The 19,212-nt window shown below is 35.2% G+C and carries 16 protein-coding genes; 12 read left to right on the top strand and 4 right to left on the bottom strand.

From position 1 onward, the window contains the following. Positions 1-194: 194 nt before the first annotated feature. The 6 genes from B6D18_RS05135 to B6D18_RS05110 are packed head-to-tail and all read left to right on the top strand — an operon-like array spanning position 195 to position 6,933. On the top strand, positions 195-1,790 hold the full coding sequence (locus B6D18_RS05135) for an ABC transporter substrate-binding protein (RefSeq protein ID WP_086363464.1): 1,596 nt from the start codon (positions 195-197) through the stop codon (positions 1,788-1,790). Between the two features lie 14 nt (positions 1,791-1,804). Then, positions 1,805-2,782 carry an ABC transporter permease gene (locus B6D18_RS05130; RefSeq protein WP_086363463.1) on the top strand — a complete coding sequence of 326 codons (978 nt, stop codon included), beginning with the start codon at positions 1,805-1,807 and terminating at the stop codon, positions 2,780-2,782. A 2-nt stretch (positions 2,783-2,784) separates the two neighbouring features. Next, positions 2,785-3,615 carry an ABC transporter permease gene (locus B6D18_RS05125; RefSeq protein WP_086363462.1) on the top strand — a complete coding sequence of 277 codons (831 nt, stop codon included), beginning with the start codon at positions 2,785-2,787 and terminating at the stop codon, positions 3,613-3,615. After that, a complete protein-coding gene (locus tag B6D18_RS05120) occupies positions 3,612-5,252 on the top strand; it encodes an ABC transporter ATP-binding protein (RefSeq protein ID WP_086363461.1) in 1,641 nt (546 codons plus the stop codon). Before B6D18_RS05125 ends, B6D18_RS05120 begins: the two co-directional genes overlap by 4 nt. Before the next feature lie 12 nt (positions 5,253-5,264). Continuing rightward, the gene (locus tag B6D18_RS05115; protein WP_086363460.1) at positions 5,265-6,116 is read left to right on the top strand and encodes a VOC family protein; all 852 of its coding nucleotides are present in this window, start codon (positions 5,265-5,267) and stop codon (positions 6,114-6,116) included. Positions 6,117-6,132: 16 nt separating this feature from the next. Beyond that, the gene (locus tag B6D18_RS05110) at positions 6,133-6,933 is read left to right on the top strand and encodes a pyrroline-5-carboxylate reductase (RefSeq protein WP_086363459.1); all 801 of its coding nucleotides are present in this window, start codon (positions 6,133-6,135) and stop codon (positions 6,931-6,933) included. A 71-nt stretch (positions 6,934-7,004) separates the two neighbouring features. On the opposite strand, the gene B6D18_RS05105 is transcribed toward B6D18_RS05110, so the two are convergent. Then, positions 7,005-8,324 (bottom strand): MFS transporter, encoded by a 1,320-nt coding sequence (locus B6D18_RS05105; protein ID WP_086363458.1) that lies wholly within the window; start codon positions 8,322-8,324, stop codon positions 7,005-7,007. Between the two features lie 184 nt (positions 8,325-8,508). Here B6D18_RS05105 and B6D18_RS05100 point away from each other — a divergent pair, with 184 nt between their 5' ends. Further along, positions 8,509-9,549 (top strand): tagatose 1,6-diphosphate aldolase, encoded by a 1,041-nt coding sequence (locus B6D18_RS05100; protein WP_086363457.1) that lies wholly within the window; start codon positions 8,509-8,511, stop codon positions 9,547-9,549. A gap of 150 nt (positions 9,550-9,699) precedes the next feature. Here B6D18_RS05100 and grxB read toward each other — a convergent pair whose 3' ends face one another. Together grxB and B6D18_RS12475 are read right to left on the bottom strand one after the other, a co-directional pair. After that, entirely contained in the window at positions 9,700-10,350 is a 651-nt protein-coding gene (gene grxB, locus B6D18_RS05095; protein WP_086363456.1) for a glutaredoxin 2, read from the bottom strand. Beyond that, on the bottom strand, positions 10,347-10,973 hold the full coding sequence (locus tag B6D18_RS12475) for a Pr6Pr family membrane protein (protein WP_144063953.1): 627 nt from the start codon (positions 10,971-10,973) through the stop codon (positions 10,347-10,349). The genes grxB and B6D18_RS12475 overlap by 4 nt, the downstream gene beginning before the upstream one ends. A 209-nt stretch (positions 10,974-11,182) precedes the next feature. Here B6D18_RS12475 and xerD point away from each other — a divergent pair, with 209 nt between their 5' ends. From xerD to B6D18_RS05065, 5 genes are all read left to right on the top strand, one after another. After that, positions 11,183-12,097 (top strand): site-specific tyrosine recombinase XerD, encoded by a 915-nt coding sequence (gene xerD / locus B6D18_RS05085; protein WP_216818856.1) that lies wholly within the window; start codon positions 11,183-11,185, stop codon positions 12,095-12,097. 26 nt (positions 12,098-12,123) lie between these two features. Then, entirely contained in the window at positions 12,124-12,828 is a 705-nt protein-coding gene (gene dsbC / locus B6D18_RS05080; RefSeq protein WP_086363453.1) for a bifunctional protein-disulfide isomerase/oxidoreductase DsbC, read from the top strand. A gap of 79 nt (positions 12,829-12,907) precedes the next feature. Beyond that, positions 12,908-14,641: a single-stranded-DNA-specific exonuclease RecJ gene (recJ, locus tag B6D18_RS05075; RefSeq protein ID WP_086363452.1), complete on the top strand. Its 1,734-nt coding sequence runs from the start codon at positions 12,908-12,910 to the stop codon at positions 14,639-14,641. A 120-nt stretch (positions 14,642-14,761) separates the two neighbouring features. Next, positions 14,762-16,156, top strand: coding sequence for a UDP-N-acetylmuramate:L-alanyl-gamma-D-glutamyl-meso-diaminopimelate ligase (gene mpl, locus B6D18_RS05070; RefSeq protein ID WP_086363451.1), 1,395 nt, complete (start codon positions 14,762-14,764; stop codon positions 16,154-16,156). A gap of 70 nt (positions 16,157-16,226) precedes the next feature. Further along, a complete protein-coding gene (locus B6D18_RS05065; protein WP_086363450.1) occupies positions 16,227-17,711 on the top strand; it encodes an NAD(P)H-hydrate dehydratase in 1,485 nt (494 codons plus the stop codon). Positions 17,712-17,828: 117 nt separating this feature from the next. On the opposite strand, the gene B6D18_RS05060 is transcribed toward B6D18_RS05065, so the two are convergent. Further along, positions 17,829-19,187: an L-serine ammonia-lyase gene (locus B6D18_RS05060; protein ID WP_086363449.1), complete on the bottom strand. Its 1,359-nt coding sequence runs from the start codon at positions 19,185-19,187 to the stop codon at positions 17,829-17,831. Between the last annotated feature and the right edge of the window lie 25 nt (positions 19,188-19,212).

The raw sequence follows: 19,212 nt of genomic DNA, 5'->3' as shown, positions 1-19,212 counted from the left end.
ATCATACACTCACTATCAATAATAGAAAAAGCCAAATATATTAAACAGATAAGCTAAATATATAACTAAAAGTAATATAAATATTCGATATCGGCATTTCTCATCTTTCCTGAAAATTCTTATAGTGAAATTCTAGAAATTTTTCATACTTTGAAATATTCAAAATATGGTGGCAACTATTGTAGGGAGCACACATGGATTTATTTAATATTAAAAAAACTTTTTTTATAGGTTTATTTTCAATTTTGTTACCATTTTATTCACTAGCTTATGAAAAAACACCACAATATGGTGGAACACTAGTTGTTCATTACTCAGCTGAACAAAGGATTCTCAATCCAGCTTTACGCGCTTCAACTGGTGTATATGAAGTATCAGGAAAAGTAGTTGAATCACTGGTAGATCTTGATCAAAATGGGCAAATTATTCCCGTCCTTGCTACATCATGGACATCATCGCCGGATGGAAAAACAATAACGTTCAAATTACGTGAAGGCGTAAAATGGCACGACGGCAAATCATTTACATCACAGGATGTAAAATATAATGCGCTGGAATTTTGGAAGAAAAGATTAAATTTTTCAACTGCATTGCAACTTAATTTAACTTCTGTCGATACCCCTGATGACTATACTGTAGTTTTCAATTATTCTCGTCCAATGCCGTTAGATTTACTATTAAGAGCACTCGTCGATCTTGGCTATGTGGTACCCAAACATTTATATGAAGGAACTGACGTCCTAAATAATCCTTATAATACGGCACCAATTGGGACAGGTCCTTTTAAATTTGTTGAATATCAACGAGGCCAACATATTATTGTTGAACGTAATACGGACTACTGGCGAAAAGGCTATCCTTATTTAGACAAAATAATTTGGCGTATTATTGATGATAATTCTTCAGCATCTGCTGCATTAGAAAGTGGACAAATTGATTTAAGTGCCTACTCAAAACTAAGTCTTGCTGATATTAATCGATTCAAACAAAACGAAAAATTTGCAGTACTAACTAAAGGCTCACAAGCTAATATTTTTAATAACACTTTGGAATTTAACTTCCGTAATCCTATCATTGCTAACTTAAATGTTCGCAAAGCAATTGTCCAATCGCTTGATATCTCTTTTTTTACTGAAGATTTCTTATATGGTTTTGGAAAACCAGCAACGGGAATTATTCCTTCATCAAATACCTTTTACCCCATAAGCAGTAAAATCGTTTACCCTTTTGATAGAGAGAAAGCCGAACAATTATTAGATGAAGCCGGCTATAAACGAAAATCTGATGGTAATCGTTTTACTTTAAAATTAGTGCATATCAATAATGGTGAAGATGTCCCACTTTTTGCAACTTTCATTCAACAATCTTTAGCTGAAATTGGCATTAACGTGGTTATCGTCAATCTCGATACCGCTGGCGCTTTAAATGCTGTTTATAAACTACACGATTTTGATATTGCAACGGGTTGGCATCAATATAGAGGCGATCCTGCAGTATCAACAACAGTTTGGCTGCGTTCTGGTAGCCCTGATGGTGCTCCTTGGACCAATCAATATGGTTGGAAATCTGATACCGTCGACCAATTAATTGATAATGCTGCAACTGAAATAGATCCAACCAAACGTAAAGCGCTTTATACTCAGTTGGTCGATATCATAAATGCTGAACTGCCTCTGTGGTTTGCTACTGAACGAGAATTCATCTCGGTAGTGAATACTAAAGTACACAATCATCACAATACCGCACGTTGGCCATCAAGTAGCTGGTTTGATGTATGGATAGAACATTAAATTAAGGTGAAATGATGACGCATATACTTACTCTTGCACTTAGACGACTGATAACCACTATACCAGCATTGGTTATCATTCTAATCACACTATTTTTATTATTGCAATTAGCACCTGGTGATACAGTCGATGCATTGTTAGCCCAAATTGGTGGCGCCGAATCGAGTGTAATTGACGAAATGCGTCATTATTATGAACTAGATCAATCCACAAGCTCTCGATTGCTAAACTATTTATGGCGATTAGTTCATTTAGATTTAGGTCAATCTGCAATCTATAACAAGCCGGTAAGCCATATGATTTTAGAACGTTTACCTGCTACATTATTATTAATGATCAGCGCAATGTCATTAGCGTTTACCTGTGGCACAATTCTTGGCATTTTATCTGCCCAAAAAGTCAATCGTTGGCCTGATACTTTGATTTCTATATTAGGACTGATTTTTTATTCCACTCCATCTTTTTGGTTAGCATTAATGGGGATAGTTTTCTTTTCAATTTATTTAAATTGGTTACCTCCTAGTGGATTTGGCAGTATAGAGCAATCCTTAACTGGATTTTCAGCAATACTTGATATTGCATGGTATTTAATTCTACCAACAATAACTTTAGCTTTAGTTTATCTAGCAATCTATTTGCGCATCATGCGTGCATCCCTACTTGAGGTATCTACTCTAGATTTTGTTAAAACAGCTAAAGCCAAAGGATTAAGCAGTCGCAAAATATTAGTCAATCACATTTTACGTAATGCAATGTTACCAATGATAACCTTAATCGGCTTACAAGCTGGAACCATGTTAGGTGGTTCAGTTGTCATTGAGACAATTTTTGCCATCCCAGGATTAGGCCGCCTAGCCTATGATTCTGTTGTACAACGAGATCTAAATACGTTACTCGGCGTAGTATTTATTTCTGCAATATTAGTTATTTTTATTAATATTATTGTCGATATGCTTTACGCCAAACTTGATCCACGAATTACAGGACATTAATAATGGCGATATTAAAAGATTATTTCCGCAGTCCAATCGCTAGAATTGGCACAATTTTACTGGTATTAATTATTATCATTGCTTTAACTGCCGATTGGATTTTTCCGGGTAACCCACTTCGTTTAGCTGGCCGTCCTTTACAATGGCCATTTTCCAATCCTAAATTTATCCTAGGAACCGATCAAGCAGGACGCAATATTGCCGCACAACTTTTTCATGGTGCTAAGGTATCGCTTATTATTGGGCTTATCTCTACATTGATAGCAATGGTTATCGGGGTGATCATTGGCGCCATCGCTGGGTTCTATGGCCGATGGGTTGATGACATACTTATGCGCCTGACAGAAGCATTCCAAATTTTACCAAATTTTTTACTTTTGTTAGTTGCAGTGGCGGTATTTGGTTCAACCATAAATATTGTAGTGATTGCAATTGGCGTGGTTTCTTGGCCACCTGTTGCAAGACTAACTCGAGCCGAATTTTTATCATTACGCAATCGTGAATTTGTCCAAGCTGGTAAAACTATTGGTATGAGTTCAACTAGACTTATGTTTAAAGAAATCTTACCTAATGCATTACCACCGGTAATTATGTATGCCAGTGTTATTTTATCTACTTCGATATTAATGGAAAGTGCACTTGCCTTTTTAAATCTTTCTGATCCGAATATTTCCTCATGGGGAAATCTAGTTGGGAATGGGCGTCTGGTATTACGTCAACAATGGTATGTTTCAGCTATTCCGGGAATAGCAATATTATTAACTGTTTTATCGACGTCATTAGTAGGACAAGGAATAAATGATGCACTCAACCCGAGGTTAAAAAAGAGATGAATCAAAAAAAACTATCTATTAAAAATTTAACCATAACTTTACCTCAAGGTTCGGATCGAAAATATGCTGTTAATGATGTATCACTAGATCTTTATGCTAATGAAATACTATGTATCGTCGGTGAAAGTGGGTCGGGTAAATCTTTATTATCTAATGCAATCATGGGACTATTACCTGATGGGGTTACGGCTTCTCAAGGTGAAATCGATTTCGATGGCAATAATTTACTCACCTATAATGACGAACAAATGCGTAAAATCCGTGGTGCGCATATCGGCATGGTATTTCAAGATCCCATGACAGCATTAAATCCATTAAAAACCATCGCTAACCAAATTAGTGAAATGTTTACCATACATACTAATTTAAGTAAAAAAGATATTAATCAGAAAGTTATATCCTTGTTAACAGATGTGCAAATGCCAAATCCTATATCGGTTGCTAATGCTTATCCTCACCAGCTTTCTGGAGGACAACGTCAACGAGCTATGATTGCCATGGCCTTAGCATTAGAACCTGCTATTTTAATTGCCGATGAACCAACAACTGCTTTAGATGTTACAACTCAAGCTTGCATTTTAAAACTGATTAGCGAATTACAATCACGTAAAGGAACAGCGGTCTTATTTATTACTCATGATTTTGGTGTAGTCGCCGATATTGCAACTCGCGTTGCGGTTATGCAACAAGGACAGATTGTTGAGCAAGGCGTTGCGGAGGAACTATTAAATCATCCCAACCATCATTATACACAAGGATTAATTGCTGCAGTTCCGCCACTTACGCCGGGAGATGTTCGTCTTATTAACAAGGAAATTATTCTAGAAGTAAATAATCTTTCAAAGATTTATCACAAAAGTAGTTTTCTCAAAAAAAATCGGCGCACAACCTATGCTGTGAATGATGTGAGTTTTAAGTTACATAAAGGTAGTACGTTGGGAATTGTTGGCGAGAGTGGTTCAGGTAAATCAACATTAGCCAGATGTATCATAAAATTATTGGAAATAGACAGTGGTCAAATCCACTTTGAAAAAGAAGATATTAGTAACTTAAAAGGTAATAAACTTAAACACTATGCACGTCATATCCAGATGGTATTTCAAGATCCTTATGCATCATTAAATCCTCGTCGAAAAATCGGTGACCAAGTTACTATTGGGCCAATACTGCACGGAATAACCAAACAAGAAGCAATAAAGAAAGCAAAAGAGTTATTCAACATGGTTGGCTTAGAAAGTGAAGCGTTAAACCGTTACCCTCATGAGTTTTCAGGAGGACAACGACAACGAATAGGGCTTGCTCGAGCACTCGCATTGGAACCTAAAATATTGATTGCCGATGAACCTGTGTCAGCACTTGATGTTTCAGTACAAGCACAAGTACTGGAACTATTAAGCGAATTACGTAAAAAACTTGGCTTAACAGTGCTATTTATTACCCATGATCTGCGAGTTGCAGCACAAATTTGTGATCATATTCTGGTAATGAAATCAGGCAAAATTGTTGAGCAAGGTATCGCATCACAAGTCTTTTTAAATCCATCGCAACCTTACACCAAAAATTTATTGGCTGCAGTACCTGGAAAAGGTTGGAATCCACCTCGACTAATTGATATGTCCCCTGCTATTCATATTTAAGGAGTGAATATAATGACAACACTTACCCCTCAAATTGATCATGTTGTAGTCACCGTATCAGATCAGCTTAATAAAGCCAATTTTCAATATCAAAAGCTGGGGTTTACCATCACCCCACGAGGACACCATTCGTTAGGCACCAGTAACAATTTAGCCATTTTTTCGACTACCTATCTTGAACTTTTAGGTTTTGAACCGCAAAATGCCAATAAAGTTGATAAAAGTTGGCGGTTTGCTAATGGACTAACTGGCTTGGTCTTTAAAACCTCAAATGCCGATGAGCTTTATCAACAACTCGTTAATAATGGTATAAAAGTTGAAGGTGAAGAACCGCGATCCTTTTATAGACCAGTCGAATTAAATGATGGCACATTAGCTGATGCTTGTTTCAAAACTGTCAGACTTGATCCTACTTATACACCAAATGGACAAATCTTTTTTTGTGACCAATTAACACCAGAATTAGTGTGGCGTAAAGAATGGCAAAACCATCCAAATGGGGTAATCAATATTAATCAAGTTATCATTGAAGCTAAAAATCCCCTTTCCTCAATTAAGTTACTTGAAAAAACATTTCCGTCGGCAAAAATTATCGACGTCGACGGAGGCGTTCGGCTAAAAGCGGATGACAAATATATCGATTACCTTACACCAAGCGCAACACAGCGTCTTTTTGGCTCATCCTTAAGCAAAGCGAACAATGACCAAGATCGTAAAGTTGCTTTAGGTTTTACAACCAAATCATTATCACAAACTCAACAAGCCCTTGAGAGTGGGAAAATAAAATTTGATTTACAAAATAACACTATTGTCGTACCAGCTAGTGAAACATATGGTGTTGTTATGATTTTTAGCCAATTATAAACAGGAACCGATAAATATGAGTAAAATTTTATTTATAGGCAGTGGCCATATGTCGGAAGCGATTATTAGAGCATTAATAAAAAATAAAGCGTATGAGCCAGAAAATATCTTAGTGAACGATATTGTTAAATCTCGTTTAGACTATTTACAATTAACTTATGGAGTTACACCTACTAGCAAAATCGTCAATGCAGATATTATTGTGTTAGGGGTGCGACCTCAAGATTCGTGGAGTGACATTGTTCAACAATTTGGTACTAATAACAGAAATACCATTATCATTTCAATTATTGCTGGAGTCACAATTGCGCAAATAAAAGCATCATTAAAAGTCGATATCCCTGTTATTAGAACGATTCCCAACACACTCACCGATAGCGGTTTTGGTTATTCAGGTATTGCTACCGATGTTAATGAGCAGGAAGTTGCAAAACAGAAATCTGTTACTCAATTTTTCAATAGCTTTGGGAAACTAGAATATATTGATGAATCACTACTAGATATTTTTACTGGTTATGCGGTTGCAGGACCTAATTATATATATTATTTTTACGAATCTCTTGTTGATGCAGGTGTTTTAGTGGGCTTACCCCGAGACATGGCCAAACGAATTGCTCTTGAAAATTTGCACGGTGCAGCCTCAATGCTGCAATTGAGTCAAAAACATCCAAGACAATTACTCGATATAAATAATTCACCTGCTGGGGTGGGTATACACAGTTTGTATGAACTTAATAACAGTGACTTCGCAGCAGGATTACAGCGCAGTGTTAAAGCTGGTGTAATACGAACAGTTGAGCTTGGTAAGAATCAGTGAAATAATCTAAATATGATTTTTGAGGAACATAAAAAAACTGTTCCTCAAAATTTTTCTTTACCTATCAGAAGTTAAGCAATATCTTTTGCCACATATTTTTGGCTATTGTTATTAACTAATAAGAACAGTCCGATTAATGCGCCTAATACAAATAATCCAACCACATAAATGGCCGGTGCCATTTTACTAACAAAATCACTAAAAAATGAGATCAGTAATGGAGTTAAACCACCAGCAATAGCATAAGCCATATTAAATGAAAATGATACACCACTATAGCGAACCTGAGTTGGGAATACCTTAACCATAAAATAAGCAAAAGAGCCAACAATGCCGACACTAAAACCAGCTAAGAAATAAGTGATAAAAAGAAGATTTGCGTTTTCTAATGATAAATAAAATATAGCAATCATAATAGCAGCAATACTACAACCAATAACCAGCACTTTGCCCATTGCAAATTTATCCATCATCATGCCATAAAACGTACAACTAATGATAAGTCCAATGATAGCTAATATATTACCTTGTAAAGCGTCAATTGCTGAAAAACCAAATTGCTTTTGTAATAAAATTGGAGTCATTAACATTATCACCATAATACCGGCAGATAACACCCAAGTTAGTAACATTGATAAAATAGTTTGTGGTAAATACTGGGTTAAAACGGTTATCACTGGTAATTTTTTAGATAATTCTTCATTCTTACGTTTTTGAATTTCTAGAAAAATCGGTGTTTCTTTTAACCAACGACGAAGATACATGGCAATTAAGCCAAAAATACCACCAATAATGAATGGAATTCGCCAGCCCCAATTATTCATTTGTTCTATTGATACACTTTTACTCATTATGGTTGATACTAATGACCCCAGCAAAATACCTAAACTTAAACCACTAGTTAAAATACCACAGGCTAGGCCAATTTTGTTTTTAGGTACATGTTCAGCAACAAATGTCCACGCCCCTGGTACTTCACCACCTACAGCAAGCCCCTGGCATAATCGCATCATTAAGAGTAGTAATGGTGCAAAAATACCGATATTGGCATAAGTAGGCAAACAACCAATAAATAATGTTGGTAGCGCCATTAATAGAATACTAAGTGTAAACATTCTTTTGCGGCCAAACATATCACCAAAGTGAGCCATCACAATACCACCAAAAGGACGAATCAAATAACCAGCAGCAAATATGCCAAAAGTTTGAACTTGACTTAACCATGCAGGCATATCATTCGGAAAAAATAGATGGCTTATCGTAATTGAAAAAAAGACAAATATAATAAAATCATAAAATTCTAATGCACCACCTAATGCTGATAGGGCTAACGTTTTATAATCTTGACCATTTAATGTTCGCACATTTGTAGCTATTGTAGAATCTGGCATAATCATCCCTGTAAATATTTTTTTACAAATAGTCTATTAATCTGTACTAATATACCGGAACAAATTGCCATTTAAAAGAAAATATCAAAAAGTTCACACAAAATTAAAACTAGCACTAAATGATTAATAATTGGCCAAATAAAAACCTACAATGAAAAAATCTTATTAAATGGAGAGTTTTAAAATGGCAACAAAACGCATTTCTCGTGGAAAATTCAACCGTATGCAACAATTATCTAACCAGGATGGCGTAATTGCAGCATTAGCAATCGATCAACGTGGTTCAATGGTAAAAATGATGCAAAATGCTGTAGGTCAAGAACGTTATCATATTGATATGGTGTATGAATTTAAAGAGCTTGTTTCTCAGGAATTAACCAAATATGTTAGTGCCATTTTACTGGATGAAGAACTCGGTTTTAAAGGCATGGCAGCAAAAAATAAAAATGCTGGTTTAATTATGTCTTATGAAAAAACTGGATACGATGCCAATACACCAGGACGTTTACCAGATATTTTACCGGAAGATTCACTTCAACGCCTAATTCAAAAAGGTGCTGATGCAGCGAAAGTACTGGTCTATTATAATCCTGACGATCCGCAAGATATTTTAGATAAAAAACACGCCTTTTTAGAACGTTTAGGCAATGAAGCGAGGGCGGCCGATATTCCGGTATTTGTTGAGCCTATTGTTTATGATAATGTGGTAACTGATGATAAAAGCCCTGAATTCGCAAAAATAAAACCACAAAAAGTTATCAAGACAATTGAAGAATTTACTAAAGATCACTATTACATTGATATACTTAAAGTTGAAGTACCAGTATTATTCAAAAACGTTGCAGGATTTAACGATAGTAATCCAGTAGTTTATTCACAACAAGAAGCTGCCGATTATTTCAAACAAGCAAGTGATGTTGCCACTCGTCCTTTCATCTATTTAAGTGCAGGCGTACCAACCAAAACGTTCCATGAAGAACTCATTTTTGCCGGTGAGCATGGTGCCAAATATAGCGGTATTCTAGGTGGTCGAGCCACTTGGTTTGAAGGGATTGAGGCATATGCAAAAAATGGTAAAGACGGTTTAAAACGTTGGCTTGATACCATCGGACGTGAAAATGTTGAACAACTTAATAAGATTTTAAAACAATATGCAACCCCTTGGTATGATGTATATGGTGGTAAAGACAAGATTGAAATTATTGATCTTAAATTAAGTAATTAATCGTTTTTATAGAGATTTATATAAATAACTCAAATAACAAATAAGAGTACAAGTTTTATTCCTATTTTTCTTGTACTCTTCTTATTATTAATAAATAAGTTGCATATTAGCTAACCATCAGTTCTGTATACAATTGGATTCTACTTTTTATCAAACCGCCTGTTCGAAAAACAGGTTTACCTTACTTAGTTCAGCCATTGACTCTAAATAGGCTTTAATTTTAGTAGGAAAAATAAGTCCTTTAACACAGGTTAGATTGCGTAATATCGGGAATAAACATATATCATCCCAAGATAATGTTCCATTACATGCATTCGATGCCACAATTAATGGTTCAAGCTGATTTAATAAATCAGATATCTTAGCAATTAATGCATCAGTTTCGGCAAGACAATCAGCAAACGAACCCAATTTTTTACTCTTATTAGTAATAAAATTATCAATAGCAGCTTGAGTAGCAAATTCAGCCAAGCCTAATTTTACATATCGAGGACACTCTAATTTAGAGTCATATTGTTGAAACTTTTTAATTAATGCTTCAATTTCTGGATTTTTAGCTCCACTTAAGATAGGGCTTTTACCATAATTACTATCAACATAAGCAACAATATCAAGACTTTCAGGCATATAGCTACCATCTTCCTTTTGTAAGATCGGCACCATTTTTTCACCAATCATACTTGTCGGTGATTTTACATCATCACTGAGAAAGACATGCTGTTCAACTGGAATATTTTTTAAACCAAAAATCATTCTTGCCCGTACGCAAAAAGGGCAATGTTCATAAATATACAATCTCATATTCTTCTCCTAAAGCAATCAATGACCCATAACAAAAAAGCCAGACCTAAAAACAGCACAAAAACCGATCCTGCCGCATATAGCGCTTTAACATATCCAACCCTAACTACATTAATAAAAGGATATGGATATTGATTAGTAAGATAACCTCGTATAAAAATATAAATACCATAAATTAACATCGACAAAAACGAGCCAACAATGACATTAAATTGAATACGTCGAAATGGTCCCCAAACTAACCAACTTAATACGCCAATAATCGGTAGAATCACATGTAAACTTTCATTGGTAAATTGTAATAACGTATTAGGTGGTTTATGTATTCCCCTTAAAATTAAGTTATAAACTATCGCGGTTATAATCACCCCGACTAAGCCATTCAAGCGTATCACCTTGAAACTATATCGATTACAATTAGGCTTGAAAGTTAAGCATAGGCAACTAAATGCCAACATTAGATTAGAAAGTACCGTAAAAAAACTGTAGTAAAAGATTATTCGCCCAGTTGGAGTACTTGGTTGCCACGGTCTCAGCTTTGTATGCCAATAAATATAAGTTTCAAGACCAATAATAAAAAAAGTATATAACGCAATAAAAAGATTAATATTTCGTTTTAACATAACTTATCATAAAAAATAACAGATAATTCAGTATATAGTAGGCTATAGAAAAGATAAAAAATATTATTGCAATATCAACTAAAGTTAATTTTTTCATTGATTAAACGTTTCATTTTTATACATTCTAATCTCAATAATAATGTGACAACTTCAAGTTATTGACAGTTAGTATATAATATTAACAACTATTGAAAATGAGTTGGCTTTTAATGTCTGATAAAGATGTATCATCACAAAATAAAATATTAATTGAACAATTTCTAGACTCAATCTGGTTAGAACGAAATCTTGCTGAAAATACGATTGAATCTTACAAACTTGATCTCTTTGCACTAAGCCAATCACTACAATTACAACAAGTTAATTTTCTCACAGCACAATCCGTTAACTTGCAAGAATTTTTACTACAACGAGTTAAAGAAGGTTATAAAGCGAGTAGTTCGGCGCGTTTATTGAGTGCGACTAAACGTTTTTTCCAATATCTATATCAAGAAAACTATCGTACCGATGATCCATCAGCTATATTGTCATCACCCAAGTTACCCAAAAAGTTACCTAAAGACTTAACTGAATTACAGGTTGATGCCCTACTTGAATCACCAAGTATTGATGATCCAATTGAGCTGAGAGATAAAGCTATGTTAGAGGTGCTTTATGCCACAGGATTACGAGTTTCAGAATTAGTTAACTTAGAAATTAGTGACGTCAGCCTAAGACAAGGAGTAGTGAGAGTTGTAGGCAAAGGCAACAAAGAACGTTTAGTTCCTTTGGGTGAAGAAGCAATTTATTGGCTTGAATACTATTTCCAATATGCTCGCAATGATCTACTAAAAAATGGGCCAGTCGATGTGCTTTTTCCAAGTCGTTTAGGCAAGAAAATGACACGACAGACATTCTGGCATAGAATCAAATATTATGCCATACTAACCGGCATTAATATCGAAGCCCTTTCACCTCATGTACTTAGGCACGCCTTTGCAACGCATCTGCTTAATCATGGCGCCGATTTACGAGTAGTACAAATGTTACTGGGGCACAGTAGTTTATCAACTACACAAATTTATACACATGTTGCAACAGAAAGATTAAAACAATTGCACAGCAAACATCATCCTCGTGCATAACAGTTTAGATAACTAAGGATAACTGAATGAAAAAATTAGTCATAAGTTTAGGTTTAGCATTAATCTCAACTTCAGTATTAGCCAATAACGCCGATATAACCAAATCGATGGAAAAATTAGGTTTTTCTAATAAAGAAATTACTATCGAAAATAACCCAGTACAAGGTTTAAAAAGTGTTATCACACCTGAGGGCATTTTCTATGTAACAGATGATGGTAAATTTTTAACTCAAGGACCAATCTATAGTCTTGAAGGCGGTGAACCAGTAAATATTGCTAACAGTAATAACTTAAAATTAATGAAATCAATTGAAAAAGATGCCATTGTTTATAAAGCACCAAAAGAAAAATATATTATTTCGGTTTTCACCGATTACACTTGTCACTATTGTAAATTACTTCATGAAAATATAAATCAATACTTAGATGCGGGTATCTCCGTTCACTATTTTGCCTTTCCTCGAGCTGGTGCTGATAGTGATGTCGGTAAAAATATGCAATCTATTTGGAGTGTCACCGATCGAAAAACAGCTTTCGATAATGCCTATAAGGGGAATTCAATTTCTCCAGCGAATAGTATGGTACCTTACGTAACACAACAATTCAACGTTGGTAAAAAATTAGGTATCGGTGGTACTCCTGCATTAGTATTACCTGATGGACAGTTAGTTTCAGGCTATGTCCCTGCTGATAAATTAATCGAAATTTTAAAAAAGAAAGCTAAAAATTAAAAAGTTATAATTTATAAGAATTAAAATTTAAATATAAAATAAAAATGTATGTTAGCGCACATGCGCTAACATTTAAAATATGAAAAATAAATTAAAACAACGCCAATTACCTGAAGTGTTACCTGAATTATCACCGGATATTCCACTCTTATTGCAACGAGTCTATGCATTACGTGGCATAACATCTATGCAAGAGTTAGATTATACCACGCGTAATTTATGCAATTATGACAACTTAGATGGTACCCATACCGCTGTTGAAATTGTTTATTCAGCTATGCAGAATAACAAGCGAATTATGATTGTCGGTGATTTTGATACTGATGGCGCAACCAGTACAGCACTAACAGTAAAAGCGTTAAAAAAGATGGGATGCCAACATGTCGATTATATTATTCCTAATCGATTTGATGATGGATACGGTCTAAGTATAAGTGTTATAAAAAGAGCACTGTTAAAAAAAGCCGATCTGATTATTACGGTTGATAATGGTGTTTCGGCTATTGAAGCGGTTGAATTTGCAAAACAATCAAATTTAACTGTAATCATTACTGATCACCACTTGTGCCCTGAACAACTACCTGCAGCTGATGCAATCATTAATCCTAATTTACCAAACTGTTCTTTTCCATCTAAGCACTTAGCTGGTGTTGGTGTTGCATTTTACTTTATGTCAGCTTTACGGGCAAAATTACGCCATGAAAACTGGTTCAAAACGCATAATTTAGAAGATTATAACATCGCTAGTTTATTAGATTTAGTCGCGTTAGGTACTATCGCTGATGTAGTAAAACTCGATCACAATAACAGGATATTGGTTCATCAAGGTATTAACCGAATCCGATCTGGTTATTGTTGTGCAGGAATAAAAGCACTATTACATATTGCTCGAAAAGATCCCGTATCTTTTACCTCAACCGATCTGGCTTATTATATTGCCCCACGGCTTAATGCAGCAGGTCGAATGGATAACATGTCTCTTAGCGTTGAATTATTGTTATGTGACGACTACGATATTGCTCTAAAACAAGCTAGTGATCTAGATACACTAAATAATGATCGTAAGTTAATTGAACAAACAATGTATAAAGAAGCGTTATCCTATATTCAAGGGTTAGAACACCAACTATCTTCTTTTCCTAACTTATTAGTTGTCTATCATCCCGAATGGCACCAAGGTATCATTGGCATCTTATCTGCTCGTTTAAAAGATAAACATTATCGACCGGTCATTTGTTTTGCGTCTACTGAAGATGGGATACTAAAAGGTTCTGGACGATCAATAGCCGGTATTCACTTACGAGATTTACTTGATGAGCTGGATCAAAATCATCCCGATCTCCTGATAAGTTTTGGTGGACATGCGATGGCAGTCGGATTAAGCATTCACGAAAACGATTTAGAACAATTTAGAAAACACTTTGAAACATTAATAGATAAACATTTAAATGCCAATACACTTGAGCAAATAATAGAAACCGATGGTGAAATAGACAGCCAAGATTTTAATTATGCAATGGCTAAACAATTAAAAGAATCGGGTCCATGGGGTGAAGGATTTACAGAACCGACATTCGATGGCGATTTTATTGTCCATCAACAACGTTTATTTGCTGAAAAACATCTTAAATTAGTGTTAGAACCCCAAAATGGTGGTCCAATTATTGAAGGCGTATGTTTCAATGTAAATTTAACCCAATGGCCAGATAATACCATAAAAAATGTAAAAATTGTCTATCAATTAGATGTTGATGACTTTCGAGGAAATCAGGCGGCAAAATTGATGATTAGGCATATTTGGCCTATCGCATAAGCGATTAAAATCGACTATAATTATAGTTTACTACGAAAATCAAATCAGTTACTAAAAATACTGGCAACAGATAAGTTTTATCATCAGTACAATATTTTATACAACATTAAGGACCAAAAAATGCATATTCATATTCTTGGGATTTGTGGCACATTCATGGGAGGCATTGCATTAATCGCTCGCTCGTTGGGTCATAAAGTCACGGGTTCAGACAAAAATGTTTACCCACCAATGAGTACGCTGCTACAAAAAGAACATATTGATATTATTGAAGGTGATGACCCTTCACAACTAACTCCTACTCCTGATCTGGTGATAATTGGTAATGCTCTATCAAGAGGCAATCCTTGTGTTGAATATATTTTAGACAACAATATTCCTTATATTTCTGCACCTCAATGGTTACATGACAACGTTTTACGCGAACGCTGGGTGATTGCTGTTGCTGGAACACATGGTAAAACAACTACCGCAGGTATGGTTAACTGGATTTTAGAGAAACAAGGTTATAACCAAGGTTTTGTCATTGGTGGCGTACCTGGTAATTTTGAAGTATCAGCAAGACTGGGTGAAGGTAACTTTTTCGTTATTGAAGCCGATGAATATGATTGTTCATTTTTTGATAAACGTTCTAAATTCATGCATTATTGCCCAAAAACTTTAATTATGAATAATTTGGAATTTGATCATGCAGATATTTTTGATGACCTTAGTTCAATTCAAAAACAATTTCACCACTTAGTTCGTTTAGTACCAAGTAAAGGGTTGATAATTTCACCGCAAGAAGATGTCAATTTAAAACAAGTTTTAGCGAAAGGTTGTTGGAGTGAGCAATCATTCACCGAATCAGAAAATAGCTGGATGGCGAAAAAAATCGCTAATGATGCGAGCCAGTTTGCCGTTTACTTTAACAATGAACTGGTTGGCGAAGTTAACTATTCGCTTGTTGGTGAACATAATATGCATAATGCCTTAATGGCTATTGCAGCAGCACATAATGTCGGTATTAAACCAGCCGATGCTTGTTTAGCTCTCGGATCGTTTTTGAATGCTAAAAGACGTTTAGAGTTATATGGTGAAGTTAATGATATTGAGATTTATGATGACTTCGCCCATCATCCAACTGCAATTTTAGCTACTTTAGAAGCATTACGTAGCAAAATTGGTGCAAATCGAAGAATATTAGCAGTTTTAGAGCCTCGTTCGAATACCATGAAACTAGGCATATCTAAAGATGAATTAGCACCATCATTAGGTCGTGCTGATGAAATATATATGTTTCAACCAGAACAACTACCTTGGTTAGTTGCAGATGTGGTTGATGCTTGTATTCAACCGGCTTATTGGTCAGGCGATATTGATTTATTAGTCGAGATGATTACTAAATCAGCCAAACCATCTGATGCAATCTTGATTATGAGTAATGGTGGTTTTAATGGTATTCATAATAAGATTTTAGAAAACTTAAAAAAACAACAATTAAAAGATCAATTAGATGAACAAACTTTAATCTAATAATTGATTTATTTAACGATATGATTTTGCCACGCAACGTGGCATCTCATATATAGTGAGAGGTAATCTCATGCAATACTTAGTCACCTCATCTGAAATGAAGCATTATGATGCTTATACTGCAAATAATATTGGCTTACCTTCACTAGTATTAATGGAACGAGCAGCATTAGCTGTAGTTAATCAACTTAATGAAAATGACTATAATTTAAATAAAGTTGCCGTAGTTTGTGGATATGGCAATAATGGCGGTGATGGTATTGCTGTAGCTCGCTTACTCAAATTACAACATATTGATGTTGATGTATATTTAATTGGTCAATTAGAACAGGCATCGAAGGAAACACTACAACAAATTAAAATAGCACAGCATTATAATATCAACTTTATCACTTCACTCCCCAAAGGCTTTACTGAATATACCACTATCGTTGATGCTATTTTTGGTATAGGGCTTAATCGTATAGTTAGCGGCGATTTTGTTCATGCCATTGAGCAGATAAATCAATGCGATACCGATGTTCTTGCTATTGATATTCCTTCGGGGCTTTGCAGCAATACAGGTAAAATCCTTGGAGTTGCGGTAAAAGCGAAACAAACTGTCACTTTTGCCTACGCAAAAATTGGTTTATCGCTTTATCCGGGGGCTGAATTAGCAGGCGAAATCACTATTGCCGATATCGGCATCTATGCAAATACTCCAGCCAGTCATTATACTTATCAATCTAATGAATTGCGTAAATTATTGCCACAAAGATCAAACAATAGTCATAAAGGTAGCTATGGCAAAGTGTTAGTTATAGCTGGTTCTGAAAATATGTCTGGAGCCGCCTACCTTTCAGCTAAAGCAGCATATAAAACTGGAGCTGGATTAGTACATATTTACACCCCCATGTGCAATCGTGATATTTTATTAACCCAAATTCCCGAAGTTCTATTAACCCCATTTATTACCAATAAAATTAATATAAAAAAACTTGATGAACTAATAAATTGGGCTTCAGTCATTGTTATTGGACCTGGTATGGGAGTATCCGATGATACTCATAAAATCATATCCTATGTATTACAGCATTCAAAGATTCCAGTAATCATTGATGCTGATGGGCTTAATACGTTAGTACCTAAGTTAAGATTATTGAAACAAGCTCAGTCAACTATTATTGTTACCCCTCATTTGGCAGAAATGGCAAGGCTAGTTAAACAACCAATTGAAACTATTAAAAATAATTTAGTCAACACTGCTAAATTATTTGCGCAAGACTATAACGTAATTTGCGTATTAAAAGATGCAAAAACCGTCGTCACAATACCTGAACAAACCACTTATATTAACCAATCTGGTAATTGTGGTATGGCGACTGGCGGTGCTGGTGATGTTTTAACAGGAATAATGGCTGGACTTATAGCTCAACATCTACCACCAACCAAAGCTGCTCCAGTAAGTGTTTATTTACATGGTTTAGCTGGCGACGTTGCTTCTAAAAAACTAAATAAATACAGTTTATTAGCTAGTGATATAATTGATAGTCTAAACGAGGTACTATCCGTTTAGCTACAAAAATATGGATACTTTTAATACTTTGTAAAAATATTTCATAAATGAAATCGCAGCTATGATTTAATCATAATATTACTGATGATAAATTGTCACATCTCATACGATTCACTATTAACTACAATGAACCGTAATAGCTAGCCCGCCACGAGAAGTCTCTCTATATTTAGCATTCATGTCCTTGCCTGTTTCGTACATAGTTTCAATCACTTTATCAAGCGAAACAATCGCAGCGGTAGTACGTCTTAATGCCATCCGAGTGGCATTAATGGCTTTCACCGCTGCAATCGCATTACGTTCAATACAAGGAACTTGTACTTGACCATCAACGGGATCACAAGTCAAACCTAAGTTATGTTCCATACCAATTTCGGCAGCCATACACACCTGTTGAGGATTCCCCCCTAACAATTCAGCTAATCCTGCTGCCGCCATAGAACAAGCCACGCCAACCTCACCTTGACAGCCTACTTCAGCACCAGAAATGGAGGCATTTTTTTGATAGAGTAATCCAATAGCTCCACAGGTTAAAAAGTAACGAATAAAAATATCTGGTGATACAGGATCAATAAATTTATCGTAATATGCCAGTACAGCAGGAATGATACCGCAAGCCCCATTAGTCGGTGCTGTCACGACCCTACCACCAGCGGCATTCTCTTCACTAACAGCTAGTGCAAACATATTTACCCAATCGATAATAATCATTGGATCATTATTACTTTTACTTGTTAATAATTGACGATACAATGCATTTGCTCGACGAGAAACCTTAAGAGTACCAGGCAATAATCCTTCGGTATTCATGCCTCGCTTAATACAATCAAGCATTGTTTGTCCAACTAAAGAAAAATAATTTATGATTTCCTCATGAGTATGATGTTGTAACTCATTTTTTAAAACAATACTAGATACCGACAATGAGTTATCATCACAATGCTGCAATAATTGTGCGGCGGTTGCAAAAGGGTAAGGTACATCTATTACATTCTGTTCTTGTAGACCGAACAATTCCTCTTCAACAATTTGACCACCACCCACTGAATAATAAGTCTTTTGCACAATTAGTTCGTCATGATGATAAGCACTTAACGTCATTCCATTTTCGTGTAATGGTAGAAAAGTAGAATGAAATATAATGCTTTGACTTGAAAAATCGACTTGGTATTGACCATTATATATTGGTAGCCGACAGCATTGATTCATAGTTTGAATAATGTGGGGAATCTGATCAATATTAACAGTATCAGGTTTTTCACCTGATAATCCGAGAATAATTGCAACATCAGTATGGTGACCTTTACCTGTCAGTGACAAAGAGCCATAAATATCAGCAACAATTTTAGTCACTAACGACATTTGCCCGTTATCAATAAGTTGATCAATAAATGCCTTACCTGCTCTCATTGGACCAACGGTATGTGAACTAGAAGGACCTATACCAATTTTGAATATATCAAAAACCGAACCCATTTTATCCCTTTTTGTAATCAATGAC

This window comes from Gilliamella sp. A7 (genome assembly GCF_002142015.1).
In the GTDB taxonomy this organism is placed as follows: domain Bacteria; phylum Pseudomonadota; class Gammaproteobacteria; order Enterobacterales; family Orbaceae; genus Gilliamella; species Gilliamella apis_A.
The sequence above is the reverse complement of the archived record's forward strand: the minus strand, read 5'-3'. Positions and strand labels throughout refer to the sequence as shown.